At 69.1% G+C, this 19,642-nt stretch carries 13 protein-coding genes; 10 read left to right on the top strand and 3 right to left on the bottom strand.

Annotation, left to right across the window (positions count from 1 at the left end; translation table 11 throughout):
• Positions 1-66 precede the first annotated feature (66 nt).
• The 6 genes from M9945_RS05355 (at position 67) to M9945_RS05380 (ending at position 7,829) form a co-directional block, all read left to right on the top strand.
• Positions 67-1,320, top strand: a complete 1,254-nt coding sequence (locus tag M9945_RS05355) for a sarcosine oxidase subunit beta family protein (RefSeq protein WP_367943712.1) — start codon at positions 67-69, stop codon at positions 1,318-1,320.
• Positions 1,321-1,332: 12 nt separating this feature from the next.
• A complete protein-coding gene (locus M9945_RS05360) occupies positions 1,333-1,635 on the top strand; it encodes a sarcosine oxidase subunit delta (protein ID WP_367930254.1) in 303 nt (100 codons plus the stop codon).
• Positions 1,632-4,622, top strand: coding sequence for a sarcosine oxidase subunit alpha (locus M9945_RS05365; protein WP_367943713.1), 2,991 nt, complete (start codon positions 1,632-1,634; stop codon positions 4,620-4,622). The genes M9945_RS05360 and M9945_RS05365 overlap by 4 nt, the downstream gene beginning before the upstream one ends.
• A 13-nt stretch (positions 4,623-4,635) precedes the next feature.
• Positions 4,636-5,193 (top strand): sarcosine oxidase subunit gamma family protein, encoded by a 558-nt coding sequence (soxG, locus tag M9945_RS05370; RefSeq protein WP_367943714.1) that lies wholly within the window; start codon positions 4,636-4,638, stop codon positions 5,191-5,193.
• Between the two features lie 20 nt (positions 5,194-5,213).
• Positions 5,214-6,482, top strand: coding sequence for a serine hydroxymethyltransferase (glyA, locus tag M9945_RS05375; RefSeq protein WP_367943715.1), 1,269 nt, complete (start codon positions 5,214-5,216; stop codon positions 6,480-6,482).
• Positions 6,483-6,575: 93 nt separating this feature from the next.
• Positions 6,576-7,829, top strand: a complete 1,254-nt coding sequence (locus tag M9945_RS05380; protein WP_367943716.1) for a threonine ammonia-lyase — start codon at positions 6,576-6,578, stop codon at positions 7,827-7,829.
• Here M9945_RS05380 and M9945_RS05385 read toward each other — a convergent pair.
• Positions 7,826-9,640, bottom strand: coding sequence for an AsmA-like C-terminal region-containing protein (locus M9945_RS05385; protein ID WP_367943717.1), 1,815 nt, complete (start codon positions 9,638-9,640; stop codon positions 7,826-7,828). The two genes, M9945_RS05380 and M9945_RS05385, sit on opposite strands and share 4 nt — an antisense overlap.
• A gap of 207 nt (positions 9,641-9,847) precedes the next feature.
• Between M9945_RS05385 and M9945_RS05390 the strand changes: the two genes are divergently transcribed.
• The 3 genes from M9945_RS05390 (at position 9,848) to M9945_RS05400 (ending at position 14,774) form a co-directional block, all read left to right on the top strand.
• On the top strand, positions 9,848-11,806 hold the full coding sequence (locus M9945_RS05390) for an acetoacetate--CoA ligase (RefSeq protein ID WP_367943718.1): 1,959 nt from the start codon (positions 9,848-9,850) through the stop codon (positions 11,804-11,806).
• 395 nt (positions 11,807-12,201) lie between these two features.
• Positions 12,202-13,188, top strand: coding sequence for an iron ABC transporter substrate-binding protein (locus M9945_RS05395; protein ID WP_367943719.1), 987 nt, complete (start codon positions 12,202-12,204; stop codon positions 13,186-13,188).
• Positions 13,189-13,205: 17 nt separating this feature from the next.
• Positions 13,206-14,774: an ABC transporter permease gene (locus tag M9945_RS05400; RefSeq protein ID WP_367943720.1), complete on the top strand. Its 1,569-nt coding sequence runs from the start codon at positions 13,206-13,208 to the stop codon at positions 14,772-14,774.
• Between the two features lie 6 nt (positions 14,775-14,780).
• Here M9945_RS05400 and M9945_RS05405 read toward each other — a convergent pair whose 3' ends face one another.
• Positions 14,781-18,206: a histidine kinase dimerization/phospho-acceptor domain-containing protein gene (locus M9945_RS05405; protein ID WP_367943721.1), complete on the bottom strand. Its 3,426-nt coding sequence runs from the start codon at positions 18,204-18,206 to the stop codon at positions 14,781-14,783.
• 267 nt (positions 18,207-18,473) lie between these two features.
• Here M9945_RS05405 and M9945_RS05410 point away from each other — a divergent pair, with 267 nt between their 5' ends.
• Entirely contained in the window at positions 18,474-18,917 is a 444-nt protein-coding gene (locus M9945_RS05410; RefSeq protein WP_367930264.1) for a phasin, read from the top strand.
• Between the two features lie 155 nt (positions 18,918-19,072).
• On the opposite strand, the gene M9945_RS05415 is transcribed toward M9945_RS05410, so the two are convergent.
• Positions 19,073-19,540 carry an Lrp/AsnC family transcriptional regulator gene (locus M9945_RS05415; RefSeq protein ID WP_367943722.1) on the bottom strand — a complete coding sequence of 156 codons (468 nt, stop codon included), beginning with the start codon at positions 19,538-19,540 and terminating at the stop codon, positions 19,073-19,075.
• Between the last annotated feature and the right edge of the window lie 102 nt (positions 19,541-19,642).

Genomic DNA, 19,642 nt, shown 5'->3' on the forward strand with positions numbered 1-19,642 from the left:
GATGACGGCGCGTCATCGCGGCTAGTGTCCCCGGCCAGTCCATCACACCAGCCGGCGGTCCGTGACATGACGCGATTCAACGCCTTCTCCCTCCTGAGGAACGCCCTGACAGGGCACAAGCACTGGACGGAGCAGTGGCCCGACAGCGAGCCGAAGGCCGAATACGATGTGGTCGTCGTCGGCGCCGGCGGCCACGGCCTCGGCGCGGCCTATTATCTGGCCAAGGAGCACGGCATCACCAATGTCGCCGTCATCGACAAGGGCTGGCTCGGCGGCGGCAACACCGGGCGCAACACCACCATCATCCGCTCCAACTACCTCTATGACGAGAGCGCGCGGCTCTACGACCACGCGGTCGATCTGTGGGAGAACCTCTCGCAGGAGCTGAACTACAACGTCATGTATTCACGGCGCGGCGTCATGATGCTGGCCCACACCGTCCACGACGTGCAGAGCTTCAAGCGCCACATCCACGCCAACCGGCTGAACGGCGTCGACAACCGCTGGCTGACCAGGGAAGAGGCCAAGGCATACTGCCCGCCGCTCGATATCTCATCCACTGCGCGCTACCCGGTGGTGGGCGCGGCCTTGCAGGAGCGCGCCGGCACCGCGCGCCACGACGCCGTCGCCTGGGGCTATGCACGGGCCGCTGCCGCGCGCGGCGTCGACATCATCCAGAACTGCCCGGTGACGGCGATCCGCCGCAACGCCGACGGTTCGGTCGCCGGCGTCGAGACGGCGCGGGGCTTCATCAGGGCGAAGAAGGTCGCGGTCTCCGCCGCCGGCCACACCTCGGTCGTCATGGAAAGCGCCGGCGTCAGGCTGCCGCTGGAGAGCTATCCGCTTCAGGCGCTGGTCTCGGAGCCGGTCAAGCCGATCTTCCCGTGTGTGGTGATGTCGAACGCGGTCCATGCCTATATCAGCCAGTCCGACAAGGGCGAGCTGGTGATCGGCTCGGGCACCGACCAGTACACGTCCTATTCGCAGCGCGGCGGGCTGCCGCTGATCGAACACACCATCGCCGCCATCGTCGAGATCTTCCCGATCTTCAACCGCATGCGCATGCTGCGCAAATGGGGCGGCATCGTCGACGTGACGCCGGACCGCTCGGCGATCCTCGGCAAGACGCCGGTCGCCGGCCTCTACGTCAATTGCGGCTGGGGCACCGGCGGCTTCAAGGCGACGCCCGGCGCGGCCCACACCTTCGCCCATACCATCGCAAGGGACGAGCCTCACCCGATCAACGCGCCCTTCACGCTGGAGCGCTTCCGCACCGGCCGTCTGATCGACGAGGCCGCCGCCGCCGCCGTGGCGCACTGAGGACACCCCGCCATGCTCCTGATCCGCTGCCCCTATTGCGACGAGACCCTGCCCGAGGCGGAATTCACCTATGCCGGACAGGCGCATGTCGCGCGCGCCACCGATCCCTCGTCCCAGACCGACGAGGAATGGGAGGCGTTCCTGTTCATCCGCGACAACGTCAAGGGCCCGCATTACGAGCGCTGGCGGCACTTCCACGGCTGCGGCCGCTACTTCAACGCCGTGCGCGACACGGTCAGCGACCGCTTCCTGACCACCTACAAGGCCGGCGAGGCGCGGCCCGACCTCGCGACCCTGACGGAGACACCGAAATGAGCCGCTATCGCGTTCCCGGCCGCGGCCGGGTCGACACCGCGCGCCCCGTCTCCTTCGCCTTCGACGGCGTGACCTGGCGCGGCGCGGCGGGCGACACGGTCGCCTCGGCGCTCCTCGCCAACGGCGTCCACCTGATGGGCCGCTCGTTCAAGTATCACCGGCCGCGCGGCCCCGTCTCGGCCGGCTCGGAGGAGCCCAACGCGCTGATCGGCACCCGCCGGGGGCCCGGCCGGTTCGAGCCCAACACCCGCGCGACGATGCAGGAAATCTGGAACGGGCTCGAGGCCACCTCGCAGAACCGCTATCCGAGCCTGAAATTCGACGTCGGCGCGATCAACGACGCCGCCTACATGCTGTTCTCGGCCGGCTTCTACTACAAGACCTTCATGTGGCCGAAGAGTTTTTGGAACAAGGTCTACGAGCCCTTCATCCGCGCCGCCGCCGGCCTCGGCGTCTCGCCCCGCGAGAAGGATCCCGACACCTACGCCTCGCGCTATCTCCATTGCGACGTGCTGGTGGTGGGAGCGGGTCCCGCCGGCCTCGCCGCGGCGCGCGCGGCAGCCGTCGACGGGCTGAAGGTCGTTGTCGTCGACGAGAACGCCGAGGCCGGCGGCACGCTCCTCTCCGAGCCGCAGCTTCATATCGACGGCCGCCCGGCATGGGACTGGCTGGCGGACGAGCTCGCGGCGCTGAAGGCCCTCGGCGTCACGATCATGACCCGCACCACGGCCATCGCCTACTACCACCAGAACATGATCGGCCTTGCCGAGCGGCTGACCGATCATCTGGAAACCCTTCCCGCCGACACGCCGCGCGAGCGGCTGTGGCGGGTGCGGGCGCGCCGGGTGGTGCTGGCGCAGGGCGCGCTGGAAAAGCCGCTGGTGTTCCACGGCAACGACCGGCCGGGCGTCATGCTGGCCGGCGCGGCGCAGACCTACCTGAATCGCTACGGCGTCCGCGTCGGCGACCGGCCGGTGATCGTCACCAGCCACGACAGCGCCTGGTACGCGGCCTTCGACCTCCACAAGGCCGGCGCGCAGGTTCAGGCGATCGTCGACACCCGCGCGACTATCCGCGAGGTGCTGGCGGGTGAGGCCCGCGCGCTCGGCATCCCGGTCCTCTTGTCGCACACCGTGACGGCGACCTCCGGGCGGCTGCGCGTCGCCTCGGTCCGGGTCAACCCGGTCAACCATGGCTCCGTCGGCGCGGGGCGGTCGATTCGCTGTGACGCGGTGCTGATGTCGGGCGGCTGGACGCCGTCGCTGCATCTGTTCTCGCACACGCAAGGCAAGCTCGCATGGGACGACGAGCGCACCACCTTCCTTCCGGCGCGGACGAACGAGGATTGCGTGATCGCCGGGGCGGGGCGCGGCCTGTGGGGCGTCGAGGCGGCGCTCAAGGACGGGGTGGAGCGCGGCGCGGAAGTCGCCGCCGCGCTCGGCCAGGCCAGTGCGCCGGCAAGCCATGCGGTGGAGCACGATCGCGCCGGCAGCGGCGTCTCGCACACCGAGCTGCCCACCGATCGAAACCCCGGCAGGGCCAAGGCCTTCGTCGACTACCAGAACGACGTCACCGCCAAGGATCTGCGCCTCGCCGTGCGCGAGGGCATGCGCTCCATCGAGCATGTCAAGCGCTACACCACCAACGGCATGGCGACCGACCAGGGCAAGATGTCGAACGTCAACGGTTTGAACATCGCCGCCGACGCGCTCGGCAAGCCGGCGCCGCAGGTCGGCCTCACCACCTTCCGCCCGCCCTACACCCCGACCACCTTCGGCACCTTCGCCGGCTATCATCGCGGCGGCCATTTCGAAGTCACGCGCAAGACGCGGATCGACGAATGGGCTGCAGCCCATGGCGCGGCGTTCGAGCCGGTCGGGCAATGGCGCAGGGCATGGTATTTCCCGAGGCCGGGCGAGGACATGGACGCCGCCGTCTCGCGCGAGTGCCGGGCGGTGCGGGAAAGCCTCGGCATCTTCGACGCCTCGACGCTCGGCAAGATCGAGGTCGTCGGCCCCGACGCGGTCGAGTTCATGAATCGCATGTACACCAATCCGTGGACCAAGCTTGGCATCGGGCGCTGCCGCTACGGCCTGCTGCTCGGCGACGACGGCTACATCTGCGACGACGGCGTCATCGGCCGCATGGGCGAAGACCGCTTCCACGTCACCACCACCACCGGCGGCGCGGCGCGCGTCCTCAACATGATGGAGGACTACCTCCAGACCGAATGGCCGGACCTCGACGTATGGCTGGCCTCGACCACCGAGCAGTGGTCCACGATAGCGCTCAACGGCCCGAACGCGGCGAAGCTGCTCGCGCCGCTGGTCGAGGGCGTCGAGCTTGCCGAGGAGGCCTTCCCGCACATGTCGTGCGTCGAATGCACGGTCGCCGGCATGCCGGCGCGCCTGTTCCGCGTCAGCTTCACCGGCGAGATCGGTTTCGAGGTCAACGTGCCGGCGCCGCTCGGCCGCAGGCTGTGGGAGATTCTGTGGGAGGCGGGCCGGGAATACGGCATCACCGCCTACGGGACCGAGACCATGCACGTCCTGCGCGCCGAGAAGGGCTATATCATCGTCAGCCAGGACACCGACGGCACGGTGACGCCCTACGATGCGGGCATGGGTTGGGCCGTGGGCAAGAACAAGCCCGACTTCGTCGGCAAGCGCGGCCTCGCGCGCCCCGATCTCGCGGCCGAGGGACGCCGGCATCTCGTCGGGCTTCTGACCGAGGACGGCTCGAAGCTGGAGGAGGGGGCGCAGATCGTCTTCGACCCGAAGCAGCCGGTGCCGATGACGATGGTCGGGCATGTCACCTCCTCCTATCGCTCTGACGCGCTTGGCCGGCCGATCGCGCTGGCGCTGGTCGAGGGCGGCCACGGGCGGATGGGCGAGACCGTCCATATCCCGATGCCCGGCCGCACCATTGTCGCCACGATCACCGGGACCGTCTTCGTCGATCCCGAAAACGCCCGCCTGAAGATCTGACCCGGAGGCGACGATGAGCACACGGATTTCCTCCCTGACGCCCGGCCTCGTCATCGAGACGCGCGCCGCCCGCGTCAGCGTCCTTCCAGGCGAGGGGCGGCTGTCGCTGCGCGCCCGCGCCGCCGGCATCGCCGCGCTCGGCAAGGCGCTCGGCCTGACGCTGCCCGACCGGATCGGCCTGCGCGCCGCGTCCGGCACGGTCGAGGCCATCCGCCTCGGTCCCGACGAGTGGACGATCCTTGCCCCGGCCGGCGCGGTGGCCGGGCTGGCCAGCGCCTGCGCCGCAATCTATGGCGAGAACCCGCACAGCCTCGTCGACATTTCCGGGCGCGAGGTCACGCTCCTGATCGAGGGGCCGCGGGCGGCGGAGCTGCTCACCCTCGGCTGCCCGCGCGACATCGCCACCATCCCGGCCGGCGAAGGCCGCCGCACGCTGTTCGACGGGGCGACCGTGGTCCTGTGGCGCGACGCCGGGGACCGCTTCCGCATGGATGTGTGGAACAGCTTCGCCGACCACGTCGCCCATCTGCTCGAGACCGGCTGCAAGGAACTTGCCGCCAAACCGGCCTGATTTCCGAGAGGACACCCCCCATGCTCGACCGCCTGCCCTCCGCCTCTGTTTCCGACGCCGCCGTCGCCTCCGCCATCGCAGAGGAGCTCGACCGCCAGAAGACCCAGATCGAACTGATCGCCTCGGAGAACATCGTCTCCGCCGACGTGCTCGCCGCGCAGGGCTCGGTGCTGACCAACAAATATGCCGAAGGCTATCCCGGCAAGCGCTACTATGGCGGCTGCGAGTTCGTCGACAAGGTCGAGGCGCTGGCCATCGAGCGGCTGAAGACGCTGTTCGGGGCGGAGTTCGCCAATGTGCAGCCGCATTCGGGCGCGCAGGCCAACCAGGCGGTGTTCCTGGCGCTGCTCCAGCCGGGCGACCGGATCATGGGCCTGTCGCTGGCCCATGGCGGCCACCTGACCCACGGCTCGCCGGTGACGATGTCCGGCAAGTGGTTCGACGTCGTTTCCTACGAGGTCGACGCCGAGACCCACCTGATCGACATGGAGAAGGTGCGCGAGAAGGCGCTGGAGACCAGGCCGAAGCTGATCGTCGCCGGCGCCTCGGCCTATCCGCGCAGGATCGACTTCGCCGGCTTCCGCCGGATCGCCGACGAGGTCGGCGCGTATCTGATGGTCGACATGGCCCATTATGCCGGGCTGGTCGCCGGCGGGCATTATCCCAACCCGGTGCCGCACGCCCATGTCACCACCTCGACCACGCACAAGACCCTGCGCGGCCCGCGCGGCGGCTTCATCCTCACCAATGACGAGGCGCTGGCGAAGAAGCTCAACTCAGCCGTGTTCCCGGGCAACCAGGGCGGGCCGCTGATGCATGTCGTCGCCGCCAAGGCCGTGGCCTTCGGCGAGGCGCTGCGGCCCGAGTTCAGGGATTATGCCGGCCGGGTCGTCGCCAACGCGCAGGCGCTGGCAAAGGTGCTGAAGGCGGGCGGGCTCGGGATCGTCTCGGGCGGCACCGACAGCCACATGGTCCTCGTCGATTTGCGCCCCAAGGGCGTCACCGGCAAGGTCGCCGAGATCGCGCTCGAGCGCGCGGGCCTGACCTGCAACAAGAACGCCATCCCCAACGACCCGGAAAAGCCGTTCGTCACCTCCGGCGTCCGGCTCGGCAGCTCGGCCGGCACGACCCGCGGCTTCGGCACCGCCGAGTTCGAGACGGTCGGGGTGATGATCCTGCGGGTCCTCGACGCCCTGGCGCAAAATCCCGAGGGCGACGCGGCGGTCGAGGCGCAGGTGCGGGCCGAAGTTCGCGCGCTGTGCGAGGCCTTCCCGATCTACGGCTCGTGAGCCGCCGCCCCGCCGAGGCTGGAAGCGGGCGGCGGACTCGACTAGGCTGAGGGCGAGCAGGCGCGGAATCCGGGCCGCGCAGAGGGAGGCATCATGAGCGAGCCGGCCGCGATCACGCCGCACGACGTCGAGGCGGCCGCCGGACGCATCGTCGGGCACGTGCTGCGCACGCCGCTGGTTCCCGCGCCGCGCCTGTCCGAGCTGACCGGCGCCGAGATCCTCGTCAAGCACGAGAACATGCAGGCTACCGCCTCGTTCAAGGAGCGCGGCGCGGTCAACAAGCTCAAGTCGCTCGGCGAGGGCGAGCGCCGGTCCGGCGTGATCGCCATGTCGGCCGGCAACCACGCGCAGGCCGTCGCCTATCACGCGCGGCGCTTCGGCATCCCCGCCACCATCGTCATGCCCGAGACCACCCCGCTGGTGAAGGTCGAGAACACAAGGGCGCAGGGCGCGCGCGTGGTGCTGCACGGCGAGACGCTCTACGAATCCGCCGAGGAGGCGCGCGCCATCGCCGCCGCCGAGCGACTGGCGCTCATCCATCCCTATGACGATCCGGCGATCATGGCCGGGCAGGGCACGGTGGCGCTGGAGATGCTGGCCGACGCGCCCGACCTCGATGTGCTGGTCATCCCCGTCGGCGGCGGCGGGCTGATGGCCGGCAACGCGGTCGCTGCACGGGCGATGCGGCCCGATATCGAGCTGGTCGGCGTCGAGGCCGCGCTCTACCCCTCCTTCCTCAACGCGCTGGACGGAAAGGACAGGCCGGTCGGCGGCCCGACGCTGGCCGAAGGCATCGCCGTCAAGACGGTCGGCGCGCTCACCTTGCCGATCATCCGCCGCCTCGTCGGTGACATCGTCGCGGTCGACGAGGCGCTGATCGAGCGGGCCGTCAACGCCTATGCGAGCCTCCACCACACGCTGGCCGAGGGCGCCGGGGCCGCCGGGCTGGCGGCGCTTCTGAAGGAGCCCGGCCGCTATGCCGGGCGCAAGGTCGGGCTGGTGGCGTCCGGCGGCAACATCGACACGCGCCTGCTCGCCGCCATCATGCTGCGCGAACTGGAGCGCGACGGCCGCATCGTCTCCTTCCGGCTGACCACCAGCGACCGGCCGGGGCTGCTCGGCAAGGTGGCGGGCCTGCTCGGCGCCGAGGGCGCGAACATTCTCGAGGTGAGCCACAGCCGGCTGTTCCTCGACGTGCCGGCCAAGGGCGTGACCATCGATGTCACCGTCGAGACGCGCGGCGAGAGCCATTCGCGCGCCATCGAGGAGGCGCTGGCGCGCAGCGGCCTCGCCCCGCGCCGCATCCAGCCGCATGACGCCGCCGAACCGGGCTCCGCTGCGCTTTAATCGGCCGGGGCGGGGGAGACGAAAGGCGCGTCCCACGATCCGCCGAGGAAGAAAGGCGTCTCGGCCTCGCCCCGGACGCCGTCCGGCTGCACGGGCGCGAAATAGCCCGACAGCGCGAGCCCCCGGCCGATATAATGGACGATCCCCGCCATCGACAGGACGGTCTGCTGGTCGATCGCCGCGTCCGCCTTCTCGATCCGCGCGATGCCGTTGACGATCCGCGCCTTGAAGTCGAAGCCGCGCAGCGGCAGCGTCCCGCCGGCCACCTCCGACAGCGGGAAGAAGCCGCCGGCCTGCCACAGCGTCCTGAATTTGGCGACGTCGAAGCCGCCGAGCGTGCCTTGCCCGAGCGTGGCCGTCACCGAGCCCTCGGCCTGCCCCAGCGCCGCGTTCCAGTCGCGGCCGGTGCCCCGGAGCGTGACCGAGATCGCGGCGCGGCCCTGCGGCAGGAGGCGTTCCGCGCCCGCCGCCTTGGCCAGCGCCAGCGCGTCGACATTGTCGGCGACGAGCCGCACCTCGACGGTCTTCTCCTCGCCCGCGCCCTCGACGCGCAGGCCCGCCTGCACCTCGCCGCCGAAGGCGGTGGCGTCGGAAATGTCGAAGGCGGCCAGCGGGCCGCGGATCTGCGTCGATGCGGCGACATCGGTCAGGGCCAGCCCGCCGAACGTCGCGGCCGCCGAGGATAGCCTGAGGTCGAGCGAGAGCTGTTCGGAAAAGGTGGTGTCGATCCGGTCGTGGATGCTGCCCGCGCCCGGCGCCGACGGCGTGAAAGCCATGAGGAAGGAGCGCAGGTCGAGCTTGTCGAAGGCGAGCGTGCCGGCGATGGCCGGCACCGCCTCGGCGAAGGAGAGGTCGAGCATGCCGCGCCCGGTGTTGCCGCCGAGCGTCAGCGTCGTCTCGTCGAGCTGCAGCCGCTTGGCGTTGCCCTGGATGCGGCTGGCGAGCGACATCGCGCCGATGGCCGCGCCGGCCGAAATCTGGGTGCGCGACCATTCGAGCATGCGGCGGATCGAGGGCGAGGCGAGCTTGGCCGGCCCGTCGAAATGGCCGTCGCCGGAAAGGTTGGCGCTGCCCTCGAAGCCGGCTTCGACCAGCGCGGATTTGAGCGACAGGTTGACGTTGCTGCTGCCGCCGGCCATCAGCAGCAGCGGCGCGGCGGCGGACGCCTCGACGGCGACGTTCTCGCCGCGCCAGATGCCGGTCGCCACCACCCGCGCGCTGCGGTTGAGCGAGGGCCAGACGACGCGGCCGCGCAGGCTGGTGACGAGGTCGCCATTGGCGTCGGCCACGCGTCCGTCGAAGAACTCGACCGTGCCGAACGGCGTGTCGGGAAGCGCGTTGGTATCGGGCCTGGCGGGGTTCTCCGCCACCACCGCGCGCGCGGCCTCGACCGCGCGCAGCATCCTGCCGCCGCCGGGCGAGGCCGGCAGGTCGACCACCGAGCCCGGCACGGAAAGGCGCAGCAGCGGCCGGTGGACCGACATGCCGGAAAAGACGATGTTGCCGCGCAGGGCCGCGAGCGGGGAGAGCGCGACCTCGACCCGCTCCGCCTCCAGCACGGCCGGCCGGCTGCTGTCGTTCCAGTCGTCGGCCCAGTCGTGGAAGGCGACGTTCTCCAGCGTCGCCTTGAAGCCCGGCCACACGTCGAGCACCGGGGCTGCGCCGAGCGAGACGCGATAGCCGCTCCACAGTCCCAATTCATAGGCGATGCGGTCGCGCACGATCTGGGTCGAGGCGATCCATGGCAGCGCGGCGAGCGCGAAAAGGCCGAGCAGGACGAGCGCCGCCACTGCCGCCAGGCCTTTCTTCACCGATACGATTCGCATGCAGCCTCGCCATCTCGCGGCTGCCGAAGCACCGCACCCGTTTGCTAACCAATACGCGCGCTATCGCCATTTCAAGCTTTTATGGCCCGGCCATGGCGGTTTCCAACAAAGGGATCGTATTTTCGCTGGCTTGCCTTGTCCGCGCGCGCGATGTTTAAGCCGGTTGCGCATGAGTTTTGCCGGAGAAGTCGCATGACCGAGAACACGCCGCTGTGGACGCCGTCCGCCGAGAGGATCGCGGCAGCGCCGCTCACCGCCTTCATCGAGGCCGCGGCCCGCCAGTCGGGCAGGCCGATCGCGGATTTCGACGCGCTCCACGCCTGGTCGGTCGGGGACCGCGAGGCGTTCTGGTCGCTGGTCTGGGACTGGGGCGGCGTCGTCGGCGAGCGCGGTGCGCATGTGCTGGAAAATGGCGACAGGATGCCCGGCGCGCGCTTCTTCCCCGACGCGCGGCTGAACTTCGCCGAGAACCTCCTGAAGAAGTCCGGCCCGGGCGAGGCCATCGTCTTCCGCGGCGAGGACAAGGTGGAACGCCGGCTGTCATGGGACGAGTTGCGCGCCCTCGTCTCGCGCATGCAGCAGCTCTTCCGCGCCCACGGCGTCAAGGCGGGCGACCGCATCGCGGCGATGATGCCGAACATGCCGGAAACGACGGCGGCGATGCTGGCGGCGGCCTCGCTCGGCGCGATCTGGTCGTCGTGCTCGCCCGATTTCGGCGAGCAGGGCGTGCTCGACCGCTTCGGCCAGATCGAACCGGTGCTGTTCATCGCCCCCGACGGCTACTGGTATGCCGGCAAGCGCATCGACGTCGCCGGCAAGATCGCGGCGGTGATGGCGAAGATGCCCTCGGTCCGCGCCGCGTTGATCGTCGACTATCTTGGCAACGCCGAGGCGGCGGCGGCCGGGATCGACAGGGCCGAGGCGTTGTCCGTCGCGCTTGCGTCGTTCGAGGCCGCGCCGCTCGCCTTCGAGCGCCTGCCCTTCGATCACCCGCTCTATATCCTCTACTCCTCGGGCACGACCGGCATTCCCAAATGCATCGTCCATTCGGCGGGCGGCACGCTTCTCCAGCACATCAAGGAGCACCGCCTCCACGCCGGCATCGAGGACGGCGACCGGTTCTTCTACTTCACCACCTGCGGCTGGATGATGTGGAACTGGCTGATGACCGGGCTGGCCTCCGGCGCGACCCTGCTGCTCTACGACGGCTCGCCCTTCCACCCGGATGGCAACGTCATCTTCGACTACGCCCGCGACGAGAAGATGACCTATTTCGGCACCTCGGCGAAGTTCATCGACGCCGTGCGCAAGTCTGGCCTGAGGCCGGTCGACACCCACGACCTCTCGGCGGTCAGGGTCATCTCCTCGACCGGCTCGCCGCTCGCGCCGGAAAACTTCCGCTTCGTCTATGACGGCCTCAAGGAGGACGTGCACCTCGCCTCGATCTCGGGCGGCACCGACATCGTCTCCTGCTTCGTGCTCGGCGTGCCGACGAAGCCGGTCTATGTCGGCGAGATACAGGGGGCCGGCCTCGGCATGGCGGTCGACGTCTTCGACGACGAGGGCCGGCCGGTGAAGGGCGAGAAGGGCGAGCTGGTCTGCACCCGCGCCTTCCCGTCGATGCCGCTGATGTTCTGGAACGATGCCGACGGCGCCAAGTACCGCGCCGCCTATTTCGAGCGCTTCGACAACATCTGGTGCCATGGCGACTTCGCCGAATGGACCGAACATGGCGGCATGGTCATCCACGGCCGTTCCGACGCCACGCTCAACCCCGGCGGCGTGCGCATCGGCACGGCCGAGATCTACAATCAGGTCGAGCAGATGGAGGAGATCCTCGAGGCGATCTGCATCGGCCAGGAATGGGACGGCGACGTGCGCGTCGTCCTGTTCGTCCGCCTCGCGGAGGGCGTCGCGCTCGACGAGGCGCTGGAGAAGAAGATCAGGACGAAGATCAGGACGGGCGCCAGCCCGCGCCATGTCCCGGCGAGGATCGTCGCCGTCGCCGACATCCCGCGCACCAAGTCCGGCAAGATCACCGAGCTGGCCGTGCGCGACGTGATCCACGGCCGCGCGATCAAGAACAAGGAGGCGCTGGTCAATCCCGAGGCGCTCGACCTCTACCGCGACCTCGCGGCGCTGCGCGACTGACGGGAAGGACAGGGGCAGGGTTAATGGATCGTAACCGCGAAATTTACCTCGATCGGACGGAGCCTTCGAAAGCGTAAATTTCTAACGAGCGCGGTAAGGCTTCGTTAAGGTCCGGCCGCGATAGTCGTGCGTAACTTGAGCGCAGACTTCGTTCCGCACGCCCCCGAGGAGACAGATTCGCTCAAGCCCCTGTGTAGCAGCCGTTTCTTTATTTTTTCAGCGCCCTTCGGGGCGCTTTTTCTTTGGCCGCGTCGGAAAACGCCCGGCCCACGTTCCGTAATAACTTGAATTTAAAATTCAGGTATCGTAGCGATGCCTAATGGGGGATACGTGCTGCGCCCGCCGGTGCAGCGCGCGTTTTCCTTTAACCTCGTTGCAGACAGGGAGCATCGACGATGAAGAAGTTTCTGGCAGGATGCGTCGCACTCGCCATGGCCTTGCCCGTGATGGCGCACGCCAATGAATTGACCGTCTATTCCGGGCGGGGCGAGTCGCTGGTCGGCCCGGTGATCGCCCAGTTCGAGAAGGAATCCGGCATCAAGGTCAATGTCCGCTACGCCGGCACGTCCGAGCTCGCCACGCTGCTCACGGAAGAGGGCGCGCAGTCGCCGGCCGACGTGTTCTGGGCGCAGGACGGCGGCGCGCTCGGCGCGATCGCGCCTCTCTTCGCCGTCCTTCCGGCCGAGGTGAACGATGGCGTCTCCACCGAGTTCCGCAACGTCAACAACAAGTGGGCGCCGACCAGCGGCCGCTCCCGCACGCTGGTCTATTCGACCGAGCGCGTCCAGGAGGCCGACCTGCCGGCCTCGATCAACGACCTGACCGGCGAGAAGTACAAGGGTCGCGTCGCCTGGGCCCCGACCAACGGCTCGTTCCAGGCTTTCGTCACCGCCTTCCGCGTCACCCATGGCGAGGATGCGGCCAAGGCGTGGCTCGAGGGCATGATCGCCAACGACGCCAAGGCTTACCGCAACAACGGCTCCCAGATCGAGGCCATCGCCAATGGCGAGGTCGATTTCGGCCTGGTCAACAACTACTATCTCGGCCGCTACATCGCCCGCGACGACAAGTATCCGGTGGCGCAGACGCATTTCGGCGCCGGTGACATCGGCAACCTGCTCAACGTGGCCGGCGCCGGCATCGTCGCCGCGAGCGACAATCAGGACAACGCCCGCAAGTTCATCGACTACCTGCTGTCGCCGGCGGCCCAGCAGTACATCACCACGCAGGGCAACGAGTATCCGGTGATCCCGGGCCTGATCGCCAACCCGACGCTCGAGCCGTTCGAGGAACTGCAGGAGATCAGCCCCAATGTCGACATCGACCAGATCTCCGACCTTGAAGGCACGCTCGAGCTGCTGCGCCAGGTCGGCCTGCTCTGATCGCTGCTGCTTCCGCCATGGGGGCGTCGCCGGCGCGGCGACCCTCGCTTTTCCTCATCGCCCCGGCGCTCGTCGTCGGGGCGGGCATGCTTTTGCCGCTCGCCTATCTGGTGGCGCGCGCCTTCGACGCCGACGCCGCGACGCTGGCCGAGGTGGTCTTCCGCTGGCGCAACCTGACGCTGCTCCTCAACACGCTGGCGCTGACCGCCTGCGTCCTCGTCATCGTCACCGCGATCGCGCTGCCGCTCGCCTGGCTGGTGACGCGCTCGGACCTGCGCTTCAAGGCGCTGCATTCGGTTCTCGGCGTGCTGCCGCTGGCGGTGCCGGGCTACGTCATGGCCTATGCGCTGATCGGGCTGTCCGGCTATTACGGCTTCGCCAACCAGCTTTTCGGCATCCGCCTGCCGCGGCCGGAGGGGCTTTGGGGGTCGGCGCTGGCCCTGTCGCTCTACACCTTCCCCTATCTCTTCCTCAACCTGCGCGCCTCGCTCCTCGGCCTCGACCCCAGCCTCGAGGAAAGCGCGCGCTGCCTCGGCCGCTCGCCTTGGAACACCTTCCGCACCGTGACGCTGCCGCATCTGGCGCCGGCGCTGCTCGCCGGCTGGCTGGTGATCGGCCTTTACGTGCTGGGCGATTTCGGCGTCATCGCCCTGATGCGCTACGAGGTCTTCTCCTACGCCATCTACACGCAGTACGCCGCCGCGTTCGACCGCGTCTACGCCGCCTGGCTGTCGCTGATGCTGATCGCGGTGACGCTCTCGTTCATCCTGATCGAGGCGCGGCTGCGGCGCGGGCGCTACGCCCGCATCGGCAAGGGAACGGCGCGGCCGCCGGCGCTCGCGCCGCTCGGCCGGTTCCGGCCGCTGGCCTTCGCGTTCCTCGCGCTCGTCTATGCCGCGTCCCTCGGCCTGCCGCTGGTGGTGCTGGCCTACTGGATGGCGCAGAGCCTCGCCGTCGTCGACATGGCCGAGGTGCTGCGCGCCTTCGAGCGCACCGCGCTGACCGCGATTCCCGCCGCGCTGCTGGCGACGGGGCTGGCGCTGCCCGTGGTCTATCTCACCGTGCGCTTTCCCTCGCCGCTCGCCTCGCTCGTCGACCGGCTGGTCTATGTCGGCTACGCCGTGCCGCCGCTCGCCTTCGCGCTTTCGATGGTGTTCTTCGCCCTCAACGCCGCGCCCTTTCTCTACCAGACGCTGGCGCTGCTGGTCTTCGCCTATGCGATGACGTTCCTCGCGCTCGCCATGGGGCCGCTGCGCAGCCGGCTCTACCAGATCGGTCCCCGGCTGGAGGAGGTCTCGCGCTCGCTCGGCTGCGGGCCGGGCCGCGCCTTCATGCGCGCGACCTTCCCGCTGATGCGCCGGCCGATGGTGGCGGCGGGGCTCCTGGTGTTCATCAGCGTGGTCAAGGAGCTGCCGATCACCTTCCTGCTCTCGCCCACCGGCCACACGACGCTGTCGATGGCCGTGTTCAGCCGCACCTCGGAAGGGATGATGGCGGAAGCCGCGCCCTACGCGCTGATGATCGTCGTCTTCTCCAGCTTCTTCGTAGGCCTGATCCTGCGCTACGAGGGGCGTGGCCGGAGCTGACCCGGCCTATTCCGCCAGCACCCGCGTCGAGGGGAAGACGATCTCGACCAGCGTTCCCTCGCCCGGCGTCGAGTTGATGGCGAAGCGCGCCCGGTTGGCCTCGACCATCGCCTTGGTCAGCGGCAGGCCGAGGCCGGTGCCGTCGTTGCGGCCGCGCTTCAGCGCGTTGATCTGCTTGAACGGCTTCAGCGCCTGGTCGATCTCGGCCAGCGTCATGCCGATGCCGGTGTCGCGCACCCGGACCGTGACGTCGCCGGACGGCTCGTAGGCGGTGGAGACGATGACCTGCCCGCCCGCCTGCGTGTAGCGGATGGCGTTCGACAGAAGGTTCAGCGCGATCTGGCGCACGCTGCGCAGGTCGGCCACCACGTCGGGCAGGCGCGAGGCGAGCGAGGAGCGGATGATGACGCGCTCGCGGTTGGCCTGCGGCTGCATCATCGCGATCGCCTCCGACAGCGCCTCGTTCAGCGACACCGCCTCGTAGTTCATCTCCTGCTCGCCGGCCTCGATCTTCGAGATGTCGAGCAGGTCGTTGACGAGGTCGAGCACGTGGTTGCCCGAGCGGTTGATGTCGCGCAAGTAGTCGCGGTAGCGGTCCGGGCCGATCGGGCCGAACTTCTCGTCGATCATCAGCTCGGAAAAGCCGATGATGGCGTTGAGCGGCGTGCGGATCTCGTGGCTGACGCGGGCGAGGAACTCCGTCTTCTGCGAGGAGGCGCGCTCGGCCTGCGCCCGCGCCTGCGTCAGCTCCTCCTCGGCCCGCTTGAACTGGGTGATGTCGCGCACCACCGCGCAATAGCCGCTGTCCTCCGGCAGGCGGCCGATGGTCATGAACAGCGGGATGAAGCGGCCTTCCGCCTCGCGGCCGATCACCTCGCGCCCGTCGTTGAGCACGCTGGCGACGCCGTTGTCGGCGAGCCCGGCGAGATAGTCGCGCGCCGATTTCTGGCTCTCGATGGCGAACAGCGTGGCGAAGGGCTTGCCCTCGACCCTCGCGCTGTCGAAGCCGAACAGCGCCTCGGCCGGCCGGCTGATGTTGCGGATCGTCCCGTCCGGCGCGATCAGCACCACGCCGTCGGTGGCGGTGTCGATGATGGTGCGCAGCTCGGCGAGGTGCCGCTCCAGCACCCTGACCTCGTCGTCGGCCGCCGCCGGGGCGGCGCTCGGCGCCTGCGGCGCGGCGAGGTCGGCGCGGTTGAGGGCCAGGAGCAGCGCCGTCCCGTCCTCCCAGCCGATCGATTGCAGGTGCGCGTCGACGGGGAACGTCTCGCCGCCCAGCGTGCGCAGGCGCAGCTTGCGCCCGCCCGCTTCGGCCGGCGTCTCGTCCTCGACGAACAGCCGGTCGAGGCCGCCTTCCTTGCGGATCTGGTCGAGGCTCGAATAGCCGGTCAGCGCGAGGAATTCGCGGTTGGCGAAATAGAGCTCGTCCCCGGCATGGACAAGCAGCGGCAGCGGCAAGCCGGCGATCAGCTCGGGATCGACGCTCGGGCGGCGCTCCGCCCCGAAGGTGGACGGCAGGCCGGCGTCGTCCTCGTCGTCCGCATCCTGCCCCGTCCATGCATCCGGCTCCGCGGCGACGGTCTCGTCGTCTTCCTCGCTTTCTGCCGTCGCCTCGGTGTCGAGGTTGTCGTCGTCCTCGGCAACGGGCTCAGGGAGCGCATCGTCCTGCGATGCATCTGCCGTGATGGGCGGGGCGAAATCGTCGGCGGCGGGGGAGGCGTCCTCTTCGACCTGCGGGGGCTGCGGGGCCTCGTCGCCCGCCTGCGGAGTATGCGCCTCAGCAGTCTCGTCGCCGGCCTGCGTTTCCTTCGTCTGTTCGGCTTCTTCCGCCGCGGCCGCCGTCTCGCGGCGCAGGCGCTCGCGGATTTCCTCGAAGGCGTTGCGCTCGCCGGGCGAAAGCTGGCGCGCCGCCGGCTGCGGCTCGGGTTGCGGCGGGCGGTGCTCGGCGAGGCGGATGATCTTGTCGCTGACGCGCCGGTTCAGCCTTTCGCTGATCGAGATCACCGGCACTTCGCTGCGGAAGGGATCGACCTCGTGCGGGGTGTCGTCCGGCTCCTCCTCCGTGTCGGCGGGCGTCTCGGCCGGCGCGGCGGCAGGCGTTTCTTCGGCCTCGTCGTCCGCGAGATGGAGGCCGCGCGCCTGCGGGTCGGGCCGGGCGTCGTCCATGCGGGTGACGCCGAAGCCGCGGAACCCCTCGAACACGCGGTCGCGGTTGTAGACGGGCAGGGCGGCGAGATCGACCGGGGCGACGAGGTCGGTGCCGGCGACCGGCCACAGGACGGTGCGCCCCGACCACGTATCGCGCCGGTCGAGCAGGCTGGCGATCTCGTCGTCGGGATCGAGGCCGAAGCGCGCCGCGACCTCGCGGAACGGGCGGCCGATGATGTCGGCGGCCTGCGATCCGACCGCGGCGGCGAACTCCGGCGAGACAGCGCTGAACGCACCCCTGGCGTCGGTGCGCCAGGCGAACCGCACGGGACCGGCGGCGAGGTTGGGCCGGGTGAGCGGCAGGGAAGGCCGCGCCTCCTCCCGCGCTTCCGGGGAGGGCGACGACGCGCCGGAATTGTCGAAATACCAGTCGTCGGAATCGCCGGCTGCGGGGCGCGAAGGCGCCTTCGCCTCCCCGTCCGGCGCACCGGCGGAAGACGGACCGCCATTCTCGCCTACGCGCTCCGGCAGGTCGGCGTCGGACGGTGCCGGCCGCATGGCGGGCGCGTCGATCTGCGCCGCCTCGTTTTCCGGTCGGGCGGCATCCGGGGACGTTTCGGCCAGCGACGTCTCGACCGGCTCGTCGACGCCGATCAGGAGGTGCAGCGCCGGCGAGTCGGTCAGCCGGGCAATGCCGGCCGGAATGACCCTGTCGCCCGCCGGCACCAGCCGCTTGACCAGCCGGTCGCTTTCGCGCGCCACCTCGGCGACCAGCGCGGCGAGCGTCTCCGGCGCGATCCCGAGGTCGGGGAAGCTGTCCGATCCGGCGAGCACGGCGCCGTCGCCGTCGATCAGCGCGGCAAAATAGCCGGCTTCCTCGAACCCGGCGACGATGTCGCCGGCCGGCCGGCCCGTCCCGGCCGCGGGCAGGGCGACGAGCACCGCGGGAACGCCGTCCGGCAGGGTCGCGGCCCCGACGTCGAACGCCATCGCGCGGCTGGTCGCGCCGCGGGCCAGCCGCACCGTTACCGCGCGGTCGCGCTCCATGCGCGGAAAGCCCGGCACGGCCGCGATCTGCCGCCGGGCGACGAAGCCGAGCCCGGGCGAGGCGCCCATCACCGATTCGACGTCCGCATGGCCGAACAATGCCGCGCCCGGGCCGTTGGCCCAGATGATCTCGTTAAGGTCGATGGAAAGCAGCGCCAGCGCGTCGCCGGCCGCAAAGCGCTCGCGCACCTTGTCCAGAACGGCGATGTCGATGAACGAATAACGGCCGGAAGCCATGAGTGGACCTGAAACCTGCTTTGGGCGCCTGCTTGAATTAACCCATTATTAATAAAGCCGGGGCGGGTCCGCGTCCACAATGGCGGCCAGTGTGCCCCGGCGAATCTTGCGCCTTGGTTAATCGCGGGGTTAATCACAGGCACAAAATGACGCGCCGCAACAATTTTGTTGCAATGCACAAAAAGACGCGCTATATAGGCTTCACACACTGCAAGCTGCGACCGTAGTCGAGGACGCGGTTGAACCCCCAGCCTAAGGAAACGCACCATGACCAAGACCGCCAAGACCGCCGAATTCCCGACCTTCGACGCCGAGAAGGCGACCGACCAGCTCCGCGCCTTCGCCGAGAAGGGCGTCGAGCAGTCGAAGGAAGCCTATGCCAAGATCAAGACCGGCGCCGAGAACGCCCAGAAGGCGCTCGAGTCGACCTTCGAGACCGTCAAGTCCGCTGGCGACGAGATTTCGCTGAAGTCGATCGCTGCCGCCCGCGCCAACGCCGAGGCCGGCTTCGCCCATCTCGAGGCCCTGGTCGGCGCCAAGTCGCTGTCCGAGGTTATCGAGCTGCAGACCGCTTTCGTGCGCAAGGCCTTCGAGACCGCCGTCGAGCAGGCGAAGGACCTTCAGGCCGCCTCCACCAAGGCCGCCGAAGAGGTTTCGAAGCCCCTGAAGGACGTGTTCGAGAAGAGCGTCAAGGAACTCAAGGTCGCCTGAATCGACCTGAAGAGATAGTCTCGGGGCGGTATCCTCCTCCCACCAAACCGAGGCTTGAAAAGACCGGCATCCTCCTCCCGCCGGTCTCCAAATGGAAAAGGCCGGGATATCCTCCCCCCGGCCTTTTTCTTTTTTTTGGGCCGCGTTTCCGGCCTTCAGCCGATGATCGGCAGCACCTCGGCCCGCTTGACCTGATCGAGCGCGAAGGAGGTCTCGATCGAGGCGATCCCTTCCAGCCGCGTCAGCTTCGACTTGATGAACGCCTCGTAGGCGTGAAGGTCCCTGACGACGATGCGCATCAGGTAATCGCGCTGCCCGGTCATCAGGTAGCAGTCGACCACTTCCGGCCAGCCGGCCACGGCCTTCGCGAAGCGGTCGAGGTCTTCCTCGCGCTGGCGCTCCAGCTTGATCGAGGCGAAGGCGCTGACCGGCAGGCCGACCTTCGTCTGGTCGATCATCGCCGTATAGCCCTTGATCACGCCCTTCTCCTCGAGGATGCGCAGCCGCCGCGCGCAGGGTGACGGCGACAGGCCGACCTTGTCCGCCAGATCGTTGATCGAGATGCGCCCGTCGTTCTGGACAGTGGCGATGATCCTGAGGTCGATGGCGTCGAAATTGTCCATGGATGGCGATTTCCACTCTCATACGGTCTATGATTGGCGTTTATCGCCATTGGCTGGCCGAAAGGCAATCGAATTTGGTGAGTTTCGCGGCTCCCGCCGCGC

It is taken from the genome of Aquamicrobium sp. (genome assembly GCF_023954335.1).
Classification (GTDB): domain Bacteria; phylum Pseudomonadota; class Alphaproteobacteria; order Rhizobiales; family Rhizobiaceae; genus Aerobium.

Coding starts and splice junctions, on each gene's coding strand:
- M9945_RS05355 (WP_367943712.1), top strand. CDS start 67: ATGACGCGATTCAACGCCTTCTCCCTCCTGAGGAACGCCCTGACAGGG.
- M9945_RS05360 (WP_367930254.1), top strand. CDS start 1,333: ATGCTCCTGATCCGCTGCCCCTATTGCGACGAGACCCTGCCCGAGGCG.
- M9945_RS05365 (WP_367943713.1), top strand. CDS start 1,632: ATGAGCCGCTATCGCGTTCCCGGCCGCGGCCGGGTCGACACCGCGCGC.
- soxG (WP_367943714.1), top strand. CDS start 4,636: ATGAGCACACGGATTTCCTCCCTGACGCCCGGCCTCGTCATCGAGACG.
- glyA (WP_367943715.1), top strand. CDS start 5,214: ATGCTCGACCGCCTGCCCTCCGCCTCTGTTTCCGACGCCGCCGTCGCC.
- M9945_RS05380 (WP_367943716.1), top strand. CDS start 6,576: ATGAGCGAGCCGGCCGCGATCACGCCGCACGACGTCGAGGCGGCCGCC.
- M9945_RS05390 (WP_367943718.1), top strand. CDS start 9,848: ATGACCGAGAACACGCCGCTGTGGACGCCGTCCGCCGAGAGGATCGCG.
- M9945_RS05395 (WP_367943719.1), top strand. CDS start 12,202: ATGAAGAAGTTTCTGGCAGGATGCGTCGCACTCGCCATGGCCTTGCCC.
- M9945_RS05400 (WP_367943720.1), top strand. CDS start 13,206: ATGGGGGCGTCGCCGGCGCGGCGACCCTCGCTTTTCCTCATCGCCCCG.
- M9945_RS05405 (WP_367943721.1), bottom strand. CDS start 18,206: ATGGCTTCCGGCCGTTATTCGTTCATCGACATCGCCGTTCTGGACAAG.
- M9945_RS05410 (WP_367930264.1), top strand. CDS start 18,474: ATGACCAAGACCGCCAAGACCGCCGAATTCCCGACCTTCGACGCCGAG.
- M9945_RS05415 (WP_367943722.1), bottom strand. CDS start 19,540: ATGGACAATTTCGACGCCATCGACCTCAGGATCATCGCCACTGTCCAG.